The organism is Streptomyces sp. NPDC096132, from assembly GCF_044763345.1.
Classification (GTDB): domain Bacteria; phylum Actinomycetota; class Actinomycetes; order Streptomycetales; family Streptomycetaceae; genus Streptomyces.
The window spans coordinates 181,717-197,503 of record NZ_JBIWGA010000018.1 but is presented as its reverse complement, the minus strand read 5'-3'; the positions used below and the strand labels follow the sequence as shown (position 1 = coordinate 197,503).

Sequence of the window (15,787 nt, the reverse complement as noted above, 5' to 3'; positions counted from 1 at the left end):
CGGTCACCAAGCCTCCGGCGAAGGGTGCGGGCAACCTCGACGATGCGCAGGCCGCGGCGCCCACGGATGTGGCGTGCCGTGTTCCGGCCCCGGGACCGGCTGCCGTCCGCCCCGGTCGGCCGACGGCGGTCACGAGGCCGGTGCCGGTCAGCCCAAGACCACGTCCAGCCGATGGGGCCGGTGCAGGATGTCGCCCGGGGTCTTCTCCCAGACGTAGTCCTCGGCCAGCCGCATGCCGGGGTAGCGGTCGAGCAGCGTCTGCAGCAGGATGCGCACCTCCAGCCGGGCCAGCGGAGCGCCCAGGCAGGTGTGGATGCCGTAGCCGAGGGACAGGTGCGCGGGGAGGGCCTCCCGGTCGAGGCTGAACTCCTGCGCCTCCGGCCCCCACACCTGCTCGTCGGCTCCCGCGGACTGGAGGCTGAGCAGGACCTTGTCGCCGGTGGGAACGGGGTTTCCGGAGAGCTCCGCACCGTCCTTCGCGGTACGGATGACGAACCGAAGCGGGGGATCGTGCCGGAGCGACTCCTCCATCGCCATGGGCAGCAGCGTCCGGTCCTCGCGCACGCGCTCCCAGAGTCCGGGGTCCCGCAGCAGTTCGTAGGTGAGGTTGGTCGCAAGGCTGCGGGTGGTGTCGGTGCCCGCGAAGACGAGTTGCAGCATGTGGCCGGCGGCCTCGCGCGTGGTGAACTCCTGCTCGCCCGGTTCGGCGTGGACGAGTCCGTCGATGACGTCGGCCCCGGTGGGGCCGCCCTCCCGACGGCGTTCCACCTCACCGGTCAGGAACCGGAAGAGGGCCTCGAAGTCGGGGCCCCGGAAGCCGTTCGGCACCAGTTCCGCGGAGACCCGGTCCGTCCAGCCCTGGACCTCGTACCAAGACTCCTCGGGAAGGCCCAGCAGCGCGAAGACGACCTGCGCCGGGATGCGGTTGAAGAACAGGGCGTACAGATCCACGGTTCCGTTCTCGGGCAGGCCGTCGGCGACCCTCTCCGTGATCTCCTGGATCCGCGGCGCCTGCTTGCGCAGCTTGGCGGGGGCGAACCACTTGCGCAGCCGGGCCCGTAGCGCGGTGTGGTCCGGGGGGTCCATGCGGGTGATCGCCGCAGAGGGCGGGGCCACCGAGTCGTCCAGGGTGAAATTGCCGTGGTTGGAGAAGTACGCCGGGCAGTTGAGTGCTTCGCGTACGTCCTTCTCCGCCGCGACGACGCTGATTCCGGCTCGGGGATGCGACACCGGGCATCTGCGGCGTGCCTCGGCGAGACGTTCGGCCGCCTCCTGCTGATGCTGGGGGTTCAGCGGGTCGAAGGGGGCGGAGGGGGTGGTGGATTCGGTGGGCGCCGAAGTCGTCATGGCGGCTCTCCAGGAGATGTCGCGGTTCGCGGGGCAGGCTCGCGAACTGCGGAAAGGGGGGCGGAAGGGAAGGCGCGAAGGCGCGGCTCGGCCGCCGTGTCCGCGGTCGTCAGCCGTGCAGGCGCGGGGCGGCGACCGGACAGGTGCGCGCGCCCGCCTCGGCCTTGGCGCGCAGTTCGGGCGGCACCTCGGTGACCAGCAGTTCCAACTCGCCCTCGTCATCGAGCCGGTAGATCTCGGGAGCCACCTGCTCGCACAGCCCGTGGCCTTCACAACGGTCATGGTCGAGGTCGACGTACGTCATGTTCGATCTCCTCGGTCGGGACGGCGGACGGAAAGGCGCGAGCGCGGCGGCGGTGGCCCTTGTCGCCGTCGTCGGTTCCGTGATGGCCGCACGCATGGCAGCGGCCGCGTGCATGCAGCGACCCCGCCCTCCGGGACCGGGCCCACTGGTGTGATGGCACCCGTACATGTTCCGGCAAACTGCGAATCCCCCGAGGTTCTTGTTCCGGCCGCCGGAACACCGGGCCCGACTCGGGGGGCCGGAGCCGGTGCCGGTCCGCCGATGCGCCTCAACGCCCTTGACACAACGGGTCGTTCCGTTCGCCGGGACGCTCGTGCGCAGGCGTGCGTACGGGGTGTGAGACTTCGACGAGGTGATCAGCAGGACCCGGCGGGCGGGCAGCCAGTCACCGTGATCGACCACACGCCCAGTCGCAGCAGCACACCACATCGTCCGAGGAGCCACGCATGACCGAACGGAAGGCCGCGATCGTGACCGGAAGCTCCCGGGGCATCGGCAGAGCCGTCGCCGTGCGGCTGGCGGCCGACGGGGTCGCCGTGATCGTCAACTGCCTGAGCCGACGCGAGGCCGCGGACAAGGTCGTCGCCGAGATCGAGGCCGACGGCGGACGGGCCGTGGCAGTCCAGGCCGACGTCGCCGTTCCCGACCAGCTGCGCGGCCTGTTCGACGCGGCGGACCAGCACTTCGGCGGCGTGGACATCCTGGTGCACAACGTGAGCTCACCGCGCTTCACCACGATCGCCGACGCCACGGACGAGGACTTCGAGATCGCCATCGCCCGGAGCACGCGAGCCGCCTTCGTCGCGTTCCGCGAGGCGGCGAACCGGCTGCGCGACGGCGGCAGGATCGTCGTCATCTCCAGCGGCAGTTCCGTCGACCACATACCGAACGGCGGAATCTACGGCGCCGCCAAGGCGGCCACCGACCGAATGGTCCGCACCCTCGCCCAGGAACTCGGGCCCCGCCGGATCACGGCCAACAGCGTCCTTCCTGGCGCCACCCGTACCGACGGGCTGCTCGAGCACCTGCCCGCCGCAGCGGTCGACCGGCTGGCCGCGCTGAGCCCGCTGGGCCGGATCGCCGAGCCCGAGGACATCGCCGACGTCGTCGCCTTCCTCGCCTCCGAGGCGGGCAGATGGGTCACCGGGCAGGCCGTCCGCGCCCATGGGGGCGCGTCCTGAGGCGACGGCACCAGCTGCCCGCCTCCCCCTCCGTGCGCGCGGCACGAGCGCGCCCCGTCCTCGGCTCTCGCGCGGGGAGTTCTCGTGCTGAACGCATGGCGCGGGCCTGGCCGCACGCTCCGGAGAACGGCGGTCCCGCTCGGTGTTTCCCTTCGTGCGGTAATCGCGGTGGGTCTCGGGGACCGTGGAGCGGCCATGCCCGGTGCGCGCCGTGCGGCACCGGGCACGGAGGCCGGACGGTCCACGCTCGCGGCGATCGTCGTAGGACCGGCGCCGCCCGGGACGTACGGCTTCCGTCGTCTCAGGTAGTGCCGGTCGCCGGGCGGCCTCCTACCGCCTGGTGCGGCGATGGGCGAGCAGCGCGAGGGACACGGCGAGGATGAGGGCGGCTCCGTTGAAGAGGTCGGACACGTAGGTCGGGGCACCGGCCAGTTGGAGTCCGTAGATCCCGGTGCCCAGCAGTGCGACGGCGAGAAGGGTGCCCAGGACGTTCACCCGGCCGTTGGTCTTCACCTGGGTGGCACCGAGCAGCACCGCGGAGAACGCCGGCAGCAGGTACGGAGGCCCTACGTTGGGGTCGGTCGCGCCGAGCTCGGCGGCCAGGACGACTCCGGCCACCGTCGCCATGAGGCTGGAGGCGAGGAGTGCGCACACCGACACCCGGCCGACCCGGACTCCGATGAGCCGTGCGGCCTCCTTGTTGCCGCCGACCGCGTACGCGTAACGCCCGGCCGTGGTGAGTTCGGTGACGTAGAACAGGATGAGGCCGACCGCTGCGACGTACCAGACCGGTGTGGGTACCTCCAGCAGGGATCCCTGCCCGAAGCTGGTGAGGTCGCTGCCCGGAGGCAGGATCACCTGGTTGCCCCCCGTGATCCAGTAGGCGAACGCCGACAGCAGACTGCTGGTGCCGAGCGTGGCGATGAACGAGTCGATGCCGACCCCGACCACGAGCAGGCTGTTCAGCAGGCCGACGCCCAGGCCGGTCAGCACCACGACAAGGAGTGTGACCGCCAGGCTCCTGCCGTCGGCCTGGAGCTGAACGGTCAGTACGGCGCCTACGCCGAGGGTGGCCGCGACGGACAGGTCGAACAGCCCGGCTGCGACCGGAAGGATCAGGGCCATCGCCGCGATCGCGGTGACGGACTGGTTCGCGCTGACAGTGCGCAGCGTGGTGGCGGTCAGGAAGGTGTCCGGCACCCATAGTGCGTAGAGGACGACGAGTGCGGCCAGGGCGTACACCCCGCTGAGCCGGTCGAGCCCGGCGCGGTGCACGAACGCGGTGCGGACCGTGGGCCGTTCGGCCGACGCGTCGCCGGGGCCCGGCTGGGTGTCCGCCGGGCGCAGGTCTTCGGCAGAGCTCATCCCCGGTCTCCTTCGTTCTCGGTGAGGCATGCGGCGGCGAGTACGTCCGGGTCGACCGGTGCGGCGAACTCCGCGCTCACCCGGCCGCGGGAGAGGACGACCACCCGTGTGCACAGCCGTGCCAGTTCTTCGTTGTCGGTCGAGCAGACCAGCACGGCGGCCCCTTCGGCCGCCGCCTCCTCGACGCGCCGGTGGATCTCCTCCCGGGCTCCGATGTCGACGCCCTGTGTCGGCTCGTCGAGCAGCAGGACGGACGGCCGCAGCCGCAGCAGCCGGGCGAGCACGACCTTCTGGCTGTTGCCGCCGGACAGCTGGGTGAGCGGGCTGCGCGGGCGCGGGGTCCGGATGTCGAGCCGCCCGACCCAGGCGGCCGTCTCCTCGACCTCCAGCCGACGCCGGTACACCAGGCGCCGCACGAAGTCGCGGGGTCGGGAGATGGCGATGTTCTCGGCGACGTCGTGCCCGTGCAGCACCGCGTTGGCGTCGCGGTCGGCGGGCACCAGGACCATTCCGGCGGTGATCGAGCTGTCGGGGCGCCCGGGCGGGACAGGGGTGCCCTCGAGGGTCACCGTGCCCTGGCGCTGGAGGGCCCCGAACAGCAGCGGGGCCAGTTCCTCTCGGCCCGAGCCGGTGATCCCCGCGACGCCGAGCACCTCGCCGGCCCGTACGTCGAGATCGACGCCGTGCACGGACCGGCCGCAGACCGCCCGGGCGGCGAGCTTGACGGGTGCGGTGCCGGCCGGGGGCCTCCCGGCCAGCCGGTCGACCTTCCGCCCGACCATCAGTTCGATCAGTTCGCTCTCGTCGGTGGCAGCGACGGGCATGGTCGCGACGACGCGCCCGCCCCTCAGCACGCTGACCGTGTCGGCCAGTTCGAAGACCTCGGAGAGATGGTGCGAGATGAGCACGACGCCGATCCCGCGCTCACGGACCCGGCGGACCAGGTCGAACAGCTGGGCGACCTCGGGGCCGGGCAGGTTCGCGGTCGGCTCGTCCAGGACGAGCACCCGGGCCGGAGTCCGGTGCGGCGCGACCGCCCGTGCGACCGCCACCGCGGAACGCTCGCTGGCGGCCAGCTGCTGGACCGGCAGGTTCACGTCGAAGTACCGGCTCAGCGAGGCCAGCAGTTCCTCGGCCTCACGCCGGCGGATGCTCCAGCGCACCGGCATGCCTCGGCCGGCGCCGTAGCCCCGCCCGAGTCCGAGGTTCTCGACCGTGGTCAGACCGCCGACCAGGCCGAGGTCCTGGTGGACGAAGCGCAGACCGGCCCGGTCGCTGGCGTCGGGGTGATGCTGTGTCAGGGGCTCGCCGTCCACCAGGATGATCGATCCCGGATCGGGTTCGTGATATCCGGCGAGGATCTTGACCAGCGTGGACTTGCCCGATCCGTTCTCCCCCACCAGGGCGTGCACCTCCGAACGGGCGACGGACAGGCCCACCCGGTCCAGGACGGTGTTCCCGCCGAAGGTCTTGCTCGTCTCCCGCACGACCAGGGCGGGCGCGCCGCGCCCCCCTGGCGTGTCGGTGGCCGCGGCCGACCCCTTCCCGGTGGTCAACTGACCCGCCACAGCTTCTTGAACTGGTCCTGGTAGTCGGCCACGCCGATGTAGTAGCCGGTCTTGTCGGCGGCGACCTTACCGGCGTTGTCCTGGGTGACCAGCTGCAGGGGCAGCAGGGCGGCCGCCGCGGCCTGCGTGTCGGCCTTGACGTAGTCCCTCGCGAGCACGTCGAACAGCCGCCAGTTGGCGATGTCGACCGTGTTGCCAACCCAGGCCGACTCGGTGCCCGCCTTGATGTTCGCGAGGTCGGCCGGGTCGGGCGATCCGCCCCCGATGTGGACGCCCTTCAGGCCCGCTGTGGCCAGCGCGGCCGGCACACCCTGGGCGAGGTCACCCGTGGCGAACATGAGCCACTTGACGCCCGGGTTGCGCTGAAGGAGCCCGACGACGTTGGACGGCGTCTTCGTTCCCTGGTCGGTGACCTGCTGGTTGACGACGGATGTCGTACACCCCGGGCACCACTGTTTCACCCAGGACTGGAACGCGGAGACCCAGGGCGCCAGGATCGGGAAGGCCTGGATGCTGAAGACGCCGACCTTGCCCTTCCCGTCGGACTCGGTCACGAAGTACGCGGCGAGCAGCTTGCCGTACCACTGCATCTGCGGGGCGCCCAGGACGTCGCCCAGGACACCGTCGGTCTTGCCGTCGCCGGTGGCGGTGCTGACGACCTTGATGCCTGCGGCCTTCGCCTCGGCGATCTGCTTCGCGAACACGGCGGCCGGAAACCCGGCGAAGAGGATGGCGTCGGGATGCCGCGCTATCGCCGCGTCGAACGCCGCCGCCGCCGAGGCCGGTGTCGGTCCCGTGGCGATCGAGTCATAGGACCAGCCGAGCAGTTGCGCCGCCACCTTCTGCGAGGCGGCGGCCCTTTGCGCGATGGCCGTCGACGCCTGCAGATTGATGACGGACTTCCCCGTCGGGGGTCTCTCGGGAAGTGTTTTCAGATCACCGATGGACGTCGGATTGGCGATGTACTTCGCGAGAAATGCGGCCGCCTCCTTCTGACCGGCCGTGGCAGGTCCGCGTGTTTTCGTGGAGGCGGTGGTGGAACTCGAATCGGACGAGCAAGCGGTGAGGGCAGTGGCCGCCAGGCCGGCGGCCAGGACGGTCACGATGGACTTGGTGATACGACTGCCCACGGGGGCCTCCTCAGGGATCGAACGCTGCGGCTCGGCTGGAGTATTGCCCCCGATTCAGCCTGTGGCCGAAATCCGTCCCGGGGAGCGGAACGCCCCAGGTCACGTGCGTTGTACACATAATTCTTCGCCGGTTTTCAGAGCGGCAGCACCGGGAAAGACGGATCACGCGCGCGAAGTGCAAAGATTCGTCGGAGCATCCGGATTACGCAAAAGTAAACGCACAAGAACCACGTCGGCCCCCTGACCCCGTACGGACCACCGCCGACAACTGGCGCGCTGACAACGGAATCGCCCTTTGCGAACTCCGGGCCGGCCGATCCAACGCCTCCAGCGTACGCAGTAGTCGACCAACTGATGTGCGAGAGCCGCATGGTGGTCGGGCAGGGAGGCCGAATGCCGTGTGGACCCGTGGTATCGCATTCCTCCTTGAGAGATGTGCGGGCACGATGACCGGCGGTGGCGGCATAGGGGAGGTCGCCACTACCGCCGGCCGTCGCGCCCGCACATCTCCTCACCGCGGTGGGACAGTCTTCAGGCCCGGCGGGCCCAGGCGCGTCAGGCGTGGTCGAGTGCCTGCTCCAGGGCGTGACGGACCTGGGCGGGATCGGGCAGAGGGCTCGGCCGACCGTCCTGGCGGAAGTAGACGCGGCACGCGAGTGCGGGGGACGCGTCCTCCTCCGGCGGCTCGATGTCCCTGCCGTCGACGCGAATGGTGGGCGAGCCCGTGAAGCGTTCCCGGGCCGCGTCCGCGTCGGTGACGACCTGCACGGTCTCGATGCCGGCCGGATCCAGCCCGAGTCCCGTCATCGCCTCCTCGAGCATGGCCCGGGCCGTCTTGTGGGAAGGGCAGCCGGACCACCACAGCAGTTCCACCCGCGGGGCGGCTTTCATCGGTTCCACTTGATCGAGCAGCCCACAGGCTGGGTGTCGGCGGGGTCCGGGGCCGTACCAGCGAGCACGTGCTCCAGCGCGCCACGCAGCCAGCCCGCGTTCAGCGAGTCGTCTGCCACGTCGGCGTCGGGGGCGCCGTGGTAGGCGACCGTGCCGCGCTCGTCGACGACGAACACCTCCGGGGTGTGCCGGGCTCCCCAACGGCGCGCCACGGCCTGGCCCTCGTCGACGAGGTACGGACCGGCGAACTCCCCCTCGACGACCCGCTTCCGGGAGTGCTCGACACCGTCCTTGGGGTTGACGGCGGGGTCGTTGGGGTTGATGTGCAGGAAGCGCACACCGCGGGCCGCGTAGTCCCGCGCGGCCTGTTGCACCCTGTCGTGCCAGCCGAGGGAGAACGGGCAGTGGTTGCACGTAAAGACCACGACCGTGGCCCTCGACTCCTCCGGGCGCAGGGCGACCTCGGCGCCGTCCACGTCAGGCAGCTCGAAGGCGGGTGCGGTGTCCCCCGGTCGCAACGGCTGGATCATGTCTTCGGGTTCGGGGTGATGCGGCTGCGGGGCAATCTCGCTGATCAGGCCGACGGCGTCCAGCGTGAACGTGAAGTCGATGGCGCCCATGGGTCCTCCGGGACTGGGCAGCGGGGCGCCGCCGGGGCCGACCCCCCGCACCGTCACCTTCCCGTCCGTCGCGACCGGCAGCACCCTCCACTCGACCTCTCCGAGCCACCCCGCGGGCATCATGAGACCGACGATCATGACGACGTTGTCGACGCCCTGGGTCCTGCGTCCGCCGAAGTCGAACACCACATCGGGCGCGAGCACGGCCCGCATTCCCGCTGCCGGGTCGGCGGACTTCTCGGCCGCGAACCAGCCCCGAACGCTGGCGGGCGCCTTGTCCGGATACGTCATGCGCATACCTCCCAGAAGTCGTCGCGTGGCCTGGACGGCGCGCCGGACCGGCGCTCTGGGCCATGGTGTGCGTGCGGGGTCCTCATCGCTGTGTCCACTTGATCGAGCAGCCGACGGGCTCGGTGTCGGCGGGGTCCGGGGCCGTACCGGCCAGCATCTGCTCCAGCGCGGCACGCAGCCAGCCCGCGTTCTGGGCGGCATCGGTCGCATCCGAGTCGGGGGCGCCGTGGTAGGCGACCGTGCCGTGCTCGTCGACGACGAAGACCTCCGGGGTGCGCCGGGCGCCCCAACTGCGCGCCACCGCCTGGCCCTCGTCAACCAGGTACGGACCGGAGAAGTGCCCCTGGGCAACCCGCTCGCGGCAGTGGTCCACGCCGTCCTTGGCGCCCTGCCCGGGGTCGTTGGAGTTGACGTGCAGGAGGCGCACGCCGCGGGCCGAGTAGTCCCGCCCGACCTGCTCCAGCCTGTCGTGCCAGGCCAGGGAGAACGGGCAGTGGTTGCTCACGAAGACGACGATCGTGGCCGCCCCCTCCCGGCGCGAGGGGACCTCACCGCCCTCGACGTCCGGCAGCACGAAGTCGGGAGCGGTGTCCCCCGCCCGCAACGGACGCGGCAGGTCGGGTGGTTCGGGCTGGTGCGCCTGTCCGGCCAGGCCGACGATCAGACCGTCCTCGTCCAGGGTGAACATGAGGTCCATGGCGTCCATCCGCTGCGCCGGCGCCCCCGGCACAAACACGTGCAACTGGGTTCCGCCGGCGCCGGTCGCCCGGACCGTCACCTGCCCCGCCGCGCCCACGGGAAGCAGGCTCCACTCGGCGTCGCCGAGCCAGCCGGCCGGCATCGCGAAGGTGACCATGGCGACGACGGCATCGACGCCTCGTATCTTCTGCCCGCCGAAGTCCATCACGACATCGCGCCCGAGCACGGTCCGCAGTCCGGCCGCCTGGTCGGCGGACTTCTCCGCGGCGAACCAGCCCTGAACGGCGACGGGCGCACCGTCGAGGGAGGTCATGCGCGGGCCTTCCCCGAGTCGTCCCGGGGGCACGGGGGGCGGTCCGGTCCGCGAGCCGCTCCGTTCCGGTACTCGCGGGAATCCCCGATTCCGGCGGGCGCGCCGGCTCGTACGCTGCTCCATACCACTGGACGTCCTCCTGAACCCCGAGACGCCGAGGCGTCGCAATGTCGGTTGTCCGAACCGGCGCCACTCGGTACGGCCGCGACGAGATTCACGTCACGCGCCGGCGCGGCGCCCGCTTCCGGTCAGGTTCGTTCCTGGTGCTGGACACCTGGACGAGCACGCACCGGTTTCCCGGTGCGGCGCAGCCAGGTGAGGTGGCTCGCCGTCACGCGGGCCACTTGCCGGGAGGCTAGAACGTCCGACCGCCCGGCACACGATCGCGTTCCGGTCTCCGGTACGGCCGCGGACAACGGCACCGCGTCCTCCCTTCACGGCGACCCGCCGGTCCACGTCGACATCAACGGCAACTCCGTGGATACGGCGGCTCCCACAGGTGGCAGCAGAGCCGGATAAAGCTGACTTGGCATTGATCGATGGGCGAGACAAACACGGACAAACAGCTATAAATTCCCATTTAAGCAGCAGAAGCAGCGGCTCGATTATCTGAAGAATCAGCGATCTCCGCTTGCCGCTTGGCGCGCCCTCCTGCCACACTTCCACTTACCAGGAGTTAGCGCTGACCCCTGGTAAGCATCCTTTGCCCATGACGCCGTACAGGAGAATCCATGCAAGCCCGCAAGGCCACCACCGCCGCACTCATGGCGGTCGCCCTCACCACCGCGGTCGCCGTCGTACCCGCCGCGGCGGCCACCCCCACATCCGCCTCCCAGCGGCACTGCCAGGGTGACGAGGCCCGGCTCGAACTGCAGGAGTCGGTCGCCGTCCGCGCCCTCAAGGGTGTGTTCGAACGCGGAGACACCAGCGTCGTCGACCGGTTCGTGCGGACCGACTACATCCAGCACAATCCGCAGGTCGGCGACGGAGCGGCCGCCCTCAAGGCGATCGGCCGCTCATTCCACCAGCAGTTCCCCCACGCCTCGTACGCGGTGAAGCGCGTCATCGCCGAGGGTGACATGGTTCTCGTGCACTCCAACCTGGTCACGACGCCGGGGACCCGCGGGAGTGCCGTCGTCGACATCTTCCGCTTCCAGGGCGGGAAGATCGCCGAACACTGGGACGTGATCCAGGAGGTGCCGGCCACTTCCGTCAGCGGCAACGACATGTTCTCCACGCTCAGCCGGCCTCAGACGTCCGACCCCGGCCCGGACCGGCTCACCGCGCGCAACAAGGCACTGACCACCGAGTACTACGACCGGCTCCTCGTCCACCAGGACCTTTCCACCATCGACACGTACGTGGCACCGGAGTACCACCAGCACAATCCCGCCATCCCGGACGGCCCCGAAGGAGCACGGGCCGGTCTTGCCGCGCTGTTCGAGCAGTCCCCGCAGCTCGAGGTCCGGCCCAAGAGGATCATCGCCGAGGGAAACCTGGTGGCGTTCCACAGCCACTTCATCCCCGCGCCCGGCGATCCCGGCCTGGCCATCGTGGACATCTTCCGGATCCGCGACGGGAAGGTCGTGGAGCACTGGGACGTGATCCAGAACGTGCCGGCCAGCTCCGCGAACGACAACACCATGTTCTGACGACGCAGCAATAGGCGACAGGTCCGACCGCGGGGTGGCGAGCACCCCGCGGCTTCAAGACCGGCGCAGCCATGGAGGCTAAAACCTAGCTTCGTTCGATATTAGCCGCTAGGGTTCCGGCCATACCTCCCGCGGGCCGGCGTCGTCGTCCGCAAGACGGCACCGCCCGCGTACGCCCGGCTGTCCGGATGTCCGGCGCCGCGCACGACCGCGGGCCTCCGAGCCGCACTCAAGGGAGATCTCACGTGCGCAGACCGAGAACCCCGCTCCGCACCCTGTTCGCATGTTTGACAGCCACGCTCCTCACCGCCGCGGCCATGGCGCCGTCCACGGCGGCCACCGGCGACGGCTCCGCCTCGTACCGCGGATGCCGGCTGGAGCCGGGACGCACGACCCTCACCGTCCGCTCCGGCGGGCTTGACCGGGTCGTGGTGGTGTACGTCCCCCACGGCACGGCGGGGCAGGGCCGACTGCCGCTGGTGCTGAACCTGCACGGCAGCCAGGGCGCCGCCACCTGGCAACTGGACGGCAGTCAGCTGGAGGAGACCGCCCAGAGCGAGGGCTTTCTGGTGGCCGCACCGCAGGGCGCCATGGTCCTGGGCGCCGGATACCAGTGGAACGTTCCGCATGTCACCGACGGCGACGGACCGGACGACGAGCGGTTCCTGACCGACACGATCACGCAGCTCGTCCGCACCGGATGTGCCGACCAGGACCGGGTCTACGCGACCGGGTACTCCGGCGGCGCCCGCATGGTGTCCCAGTACGCCTGCGACAACCCCGGCCGGGTCGCGGCGATCGCAGCGGTCTCGGGCCTGCGGGCGGGTGCCCCCGTGGCGGGAGCCGACGGGGCCCTCGTACCCGACCCCGAGACGTGCGCACCCGAACGCCCCGTCCCGGTACTGGCGTTCGCCGGCACCGGCGACCAGATCAACCCGTTCGCCGGCGGCGGCGCCGCGTACTGGGGTTACGGTGCCGTAGCCGCCCAGAGGCGTTGGGCCGCCCTCGACAACTGCCGCCGGGGTCCCCAGAACACCCGCGTCTCCGAACACGTGACCCGCACCCGCTACGCCGCTTGCCGCCACGGCGCGGAGGTCACCATGTACGTCGTCGAAGGCGGCGGCCACACCTGGCCCGGGGCGACAGTGCCGTGGCCGCCGGTTCTGGGGACGGTCACCCAGGAGATCAGCGCCAACCAGCTCATGTGGCGCTTCTTCCAGGACCACGAACGTTCCTGAAGCGGACCCGACACCGCAGGGCGGTTCCTTCGTGAAACCCCGTCAGGGGTCTCACGGGACACGGCCGGCTCGTCACCCAGGAGGCCTGCAAGGACGACAGCAGCCCGATTGCCTGTGCCGACCGCGGGGAAGCCGCCCGAACCGCTCGTGGGTGGTGCCGGAGACGCCGGCACCACCCACGGCCACCGCCACTCAGCGCTGAACGGGCGTGTTCGGCGGTCCGCCCCAGTTCCACGACACGATCCTCCACTGCTCGCCCGACCTGGCCAAGGCGAACGTCCAGGTCCCCCGTGCCTCGACGGCGAGTTCCGGGCCGGAGACGAGCGCCCTCGCGTACACCGCGGCGTACGCATGGTCACCGGCGACGTAGATCCGCTGCCACTCACCGAGCTCGAACTCGACCGTGGTCAGCCCCACCGACCCGATGGCGGCCTGAAGGTCCTTCCACCACGCCCGGGTCGGCGAGTCGCCTTCCCAGACGAACGGCGGAAACGCGTCCACCAGCATCCCGGACGGCGCCCAGTCGGCTGCGATGGCGTCCTCGTCGGCGCTGTTCAAGGCGAACACGTGATGCCGGATCACGGCCTCCACTGCCGCGTTCTCCTCGTCCTGGGACGGTGCCGCCGTCGCCGCGGAACCTGTGGCCTCGCTCATGAGTACTTCCCTGTGGTCAAGCCTGACGGAATCCGGGAGTCCCCGGGGAAACCGACGCTACGACCTGCTGAAACGAGCCCACAAGAAGGCACTTTGCAGAGATCAGGTCGCATCCGTGTGACCATGGGAGGGAACGGGAGGCTCTGGTATGTCACACACCGCGTCGGACTTCCTGGCGAAACGGAAGGGCGCACTCGATCCCCACTGTGTCGTCCGCGACATCCTGAACCGGGTCGGCGACCAGTGGAGCCTGTTGGTCGTCACGACGCTGGCGGAGGGGACGAAACGCTTCGGTGAGCTGTCGCGCGAGATCGGCGACGTCTCGAAGCAGATGCTGGCGCGCACCCTCCGGCAGCTCGAACAGGACGGATTCGTCCAGCGGACGGTCTTCCCGGAGGTGCCTCCTCGCGTGGAGTACACGCTGACAGAGCTGGGACGCTCGTTCCTGGGCCCGGTCATCGGCCTCGTGGAGTGGGCCGACGCGCATCACGACGCCGTCGTCGCCGCACGGCACGACTACGAGGGGCGCGCCCAGGACCGATGAGCGTCGCGACGCGCGAAGGCGGGATCGCCGTCGCCCGACCCCGGCGCCGCCCGACCCCGGCGCCGCCTGGACGCGGCCTGCCGTCGCGGACCGCACTCGAGGACGTCCCTCCTGGCGAAAACCTTGTAGTGTTCGGTTTTCACGTCTAGGCTCTCGCCCGCACAGGGAGCCTTCCGACCGCCCGCCGCGCGCCGAGCCGGTACCAGCGCCTTACGGGTGGACGGGTGGGTCACGGAGCCGGCACCCCGGCGGCACCGGGGGCGAACGACAGGACGACGAGGCCGAGCGTGAAAGGCATGACGAGATGACCGATTCCCAGGAGACGGCGCGCCCGGTGGTGACGACCACCCACGGAGCCGTCCGCGGAGTCCGCTCGGACGGCGGTCTGTGCTTCGCCGGAATCCCGTTCGCCGCTCCGCCCGTGGGCGGACTGCGGCTGCGGCCGCCCGTGCCCGCCGCGCCCTGGACCGGTGTCCGCGACGCGTCGCGGTTCCCGCCGGCACCGGCCCAGCACACCGGCATCACCCCCGAGATCGAGGCGCTCGGTCCGCACGCGGTCGGCGTCGCCCGGGCGCTCGGGGCAGCCGACGGCGAGTTCTCCGAGGACTGCCTCTACCTGAACGTGTGGACCCCCGACGTCGACGGCCGGCTGCCCGTGCTGATGTGGATCTACGGCGGAGCGTTCGAGTCGGGCACGGCGTCGCCGCCGAGCTTCGACGGCGCGGCGTTGTCCCTGCTGACCGGCGCGGTCGTGGTGGCCGCCAACTACCGGGTGGGGGCGCTGGGATGGCTCCACCCGACGGGACCGGGCAGCGAGCGGTGGACCGCGAGCGCCAACCTCGGCCTCCAGGACCAGGCCGCGGCCCTGCGCTGGATCCACGACAACGCCGACCGCTTCGGCGGCGACCCCGGCAACGTCACGGTCGCCGGCGCCTCGGCCGGGGCGTTCTCCGTCGGCGCGCTGCTGGCCCTCCCGGACGCGAAGGGCCTGTTCCACAAGGCGATCCTGCAGAGCGGCAGCGTCACCCGCGTGCAGTCCCCCGACATCGCGCGGGCACTCACCGAGAGCTTCCTCTCCGCCGTGGGCGTCAAGTCCCTCGACGAACTGGCGACCGCCCCACTCGGACGCATCCTCGACGCGCAGTCCTCCGTCGTCGACTCCGACGTCGGCCGGCGCAACCTGCCGGGAGGACGCATCTGGGGCGTGGTCCACGACGGTACGGTGCTGCCGGCACGTCCCCTCGACGCCGTCGGGGCCGGAGCCGCCGTGGGCATCCCACTCCTGATCGGCGCCAACCGCGACGAGATCCACATGTGGGCGGAGCTCGGCGGTGCCGGTTACCGCCTCGCCGACGAGGACGCCCTGACGGCCGAGATGAACCGGGCGGGTGTCGCCGACCCGGCGGCGCTCCTGGAGGCATACCGCGTACGGCTCCGGGGTGCGGCTCCCCGGCCCGGCCGTCCGGAGGCCGCCCCGCCGGACGAACTGCGCGATCTGCGCACACTGTTCCTCAGCGACGCCGTCTACCGCGTCCCGTCCGCCCGGCTCGCCCGCGCCCAGGTCGCGGCGGGCGGCACCGCGCACACCTACCTCCTGTCCGCCGAGCCCTTCGGTGCGGGCACGGGCGCGTTTCACGGCGCCGAGACGTTCTACCTCGGCGACAGGCTCGCCGCCCTGGACATCGACACCCCCGACAACCGGGCCACACGCGAGCAACTCGCCACCGCCTGGAGGCGGTTCCTGCGCACGGCCGACCCGGGCTGGCCGACCCACGACCCCGCCGCCCCGCCCACCGGGACCACCCGCCTGATCGGACCGGACCCGCGGGACATCCATGAACCGCCCCTCGACATCGCGGCACACTGGGACCTCGGCACCTGACCGCCCCGCTCGGGACCGCGGCGAGCGGTGCCCGCGAGCAGCTCGCGGCTGACTCCGAGGCGGAACCGGCGCGGCAGGGACGAACGGCCCGAGACCGTCCGCCACCAC

Annotated in this window: 14 protein-coding genes; 5 read left to right on the top strand and 9 right to left on the bottom strand. The window is 71.1% G+C overall.

Features of this window, described 5'->3' with window-relative positions; translation table 11 throughout:
- Window positions 1-147: 147 nt before the first annotated feature.
- Window positions 148-1,347: a cytochrome P450 gene (locus ACIRF9_RS35585; RefSeq protein ID WP_403830833.1), complete on the bottom strand. Its 1,200-nt coding sequence runs from the start codon at window positions 1,345-1,347 to the stop codon at window positions 148-150.
- A 109-nt stretch (window positions 1,348-1,456) separates the two neighbouring features.
- On the bottom strand, window positions 1,457-1,651 hold the full coding sequence (locus tag ACIRF9_RS35580; RefSeq protein WP_403830830.1) for a ferredoxin: 195 nt from the start codon (window positions 1,649-1,651) through the stop codon (window positions 1,457-1,459).
- 446 nt (window positions 1,652-2,097) lie between these two features.
- Between ACIRF9_RS35580 and ACIRF9_RS35575 the strand changes: the two genes are divergently transcribed.
- A complete protein-coding gene (locus tag ACIRF9_RS35575) occupies window positions 2,098-2,832 on the top strand; it encodes an SDR family oxidoreductase (RefSeq protein ID WP_403830827.1) in 735 nt (244 codons plus the stop codon).
- 330 nt (window positions 2,833-3,162) lie between these two features.
- Here ACIRF9_RS35575 and ACIRF9_RS35570 read toward each other — a convergent pair whose 3' ends face one another.
- The 6 genes from ACIRF9_RS35570 to ACIRF9_RS35545 form a co-directional block, all read right to left on the bottom strand.
- Complete coding sequence (locus tag ACIRF9_RS35570) at window positions 3,163-4,197, bottom strand: ABC transporter permease (protein ID WP_403830824.1); 1,035 nt, start codon at window positions 4,195-4,197, stop codon at window positions 3,163-3,165.
- A complete protein-coding gene (locus ACIRF9_RS35565) occupies window positions 4,194-5,753 on the bottom strand; it encodes a sugar ABC transporter ATP-binding protein (protein ID WP_403830822.1) in 1,560 nt (519 codons plus the stop codon). Before ACIRF9_RS35565 ends, ACIRF9_RS35570 begins: the two co-directional genes overlap by 4 nt.
- Window positions 5,750-6,895: a sugar ABC transporter substrate-binding protein gene (locus ACIRF9_RS35560; RefSeq protein WP_403830819.1), complete on the bottom strand. Its 1,146-nt coding sequence runs from the start codon at window positions 6,893-6,895 to the stop codon at window positions 5,750-5,752. Before ACIRF9_RS35560 ends, ACIRF9_RS35565 begins: the two co-directional genes overlap by 4 nt.
- 555 nt (window positions 6,896-7,450) lie before the next feature.
- On the bottom strand, window positions 7,451-7,786 hold the full coding sequence (locus tag ACIRF9_RS35555; protein WP_403830817.1) for a hypothetical protein: 336 nt from the start codon (window positions 7,784-7,786) through the stop codon (window positions 7,451-7,453).
- Window positions 7,783-8,697: a thioredoxin family protein gene (locus tag ACIRF9_RS35550; RefSeq protein ID WP_403830814.1), complete on the bottom strand. Its 915-nt coding sequence runs from the start codon at window positions 8,695-8,697 to the stop codon at window positions 7,783-7,785. Before ACIRF9_RS35550 ends, ACIRF9_RS35555 begins: the two co-directional genes overlap by 4 nt.
- 82 nt (window positions 8,698-8,779) lie before the next feature.
- Window positions 8,780-9,709 (bottom strand): thioredoxin family protein, encoded by a 930-nt coding sequence (locus ACIRF9_RS35545; RefSeq protein WP_403830811.1) that lies wholly within the window; start codon window positions 9,707-9,709, stop codon window positions 8,780-8,782.
- Window positions 9,710-10,440: 731 nt separating this feature from the next.
- Between ACIRF9_RS35545 and ACIRF9_RS35540 the strand changes: the two genes are divergently transcribed.
- Together ACIRF9_RS35540 and ACIRF9_RS35535 are read left to right on the top strand one after the other, a co-directional pair.
- Entirely contained in the window at window positions 10,441-11,361 is a 921-nt protein-coding gene (locus tag ACIRF9_RS35540) for a nuclear transport factor 2 family protein (RefSeq protein ID WP_403830809.1), read from the top strand.
- A 287-nt stretch (window positions 11,362-11,648) separates the two neighbouring features.
- The gene (locus ACIRF9_RS35535; RefSeq protein WP_403830807.1) at window positions 11,649-12,599 is read left to right on the top strand and encodes an alpha/beta hydrolase family esterase; all 951 of its coding nucleotides are present in this window, start codon (window positions 11,649-11,651) and stop codon (window positions 12,597-12,599) included.
- 192 nt (window positions 12,600-12,791) lie between these two features.
- Here ACIRF9_RS35535 and ACIRF9_RS35530 read toward each other — a convergent pair whose 3' ends face one another.
- The gene (locus ACIRF9_RS35530) at window positions 12,792-13,253 is read right to left on the bottom strand and encodes a YybH family protein (protein ID WP_403830805.1); all 462 of its coding nucleotides are present in this window, start codon (window positions 13,251-13,253) and stop codon (window positions 12,792-12,794) included.
- Between the two features lie 148 nt (window positions 13,254-13,401).
- Between ACIRF9_RS35530 and ACIRF9_RS35525 the strand changes: the two genes are divergently transcribed.
- Window positions 13,402-13,797, top strand: a complete 396-nt coding sequence (locus ACIRF9_RS35525) for a winged helix-turn-helix transcriptional regulator (protein WP_403830803.1) — start codon at window positions 13,402-13,404, stop codon at window positions 13,795-13,797.
- Window positions 13,798-14,101: 304 nt separating this feature from the next.
- Window positions 14,102-15,679 (top strand): carboxylesterase/lipase family protein, encoded by a 1,578-nt coding sequence (locus ACIRF9_RS35520; RefSeq protein ID WP_403830800.1) that lies wholly within the window; start codon window positions 14,102-14,104, stop codon window positions 15,677-15,679.
- The last annotated feature ends 108 nt before the right edge of the window (window positions 15,680-15,787 follow it).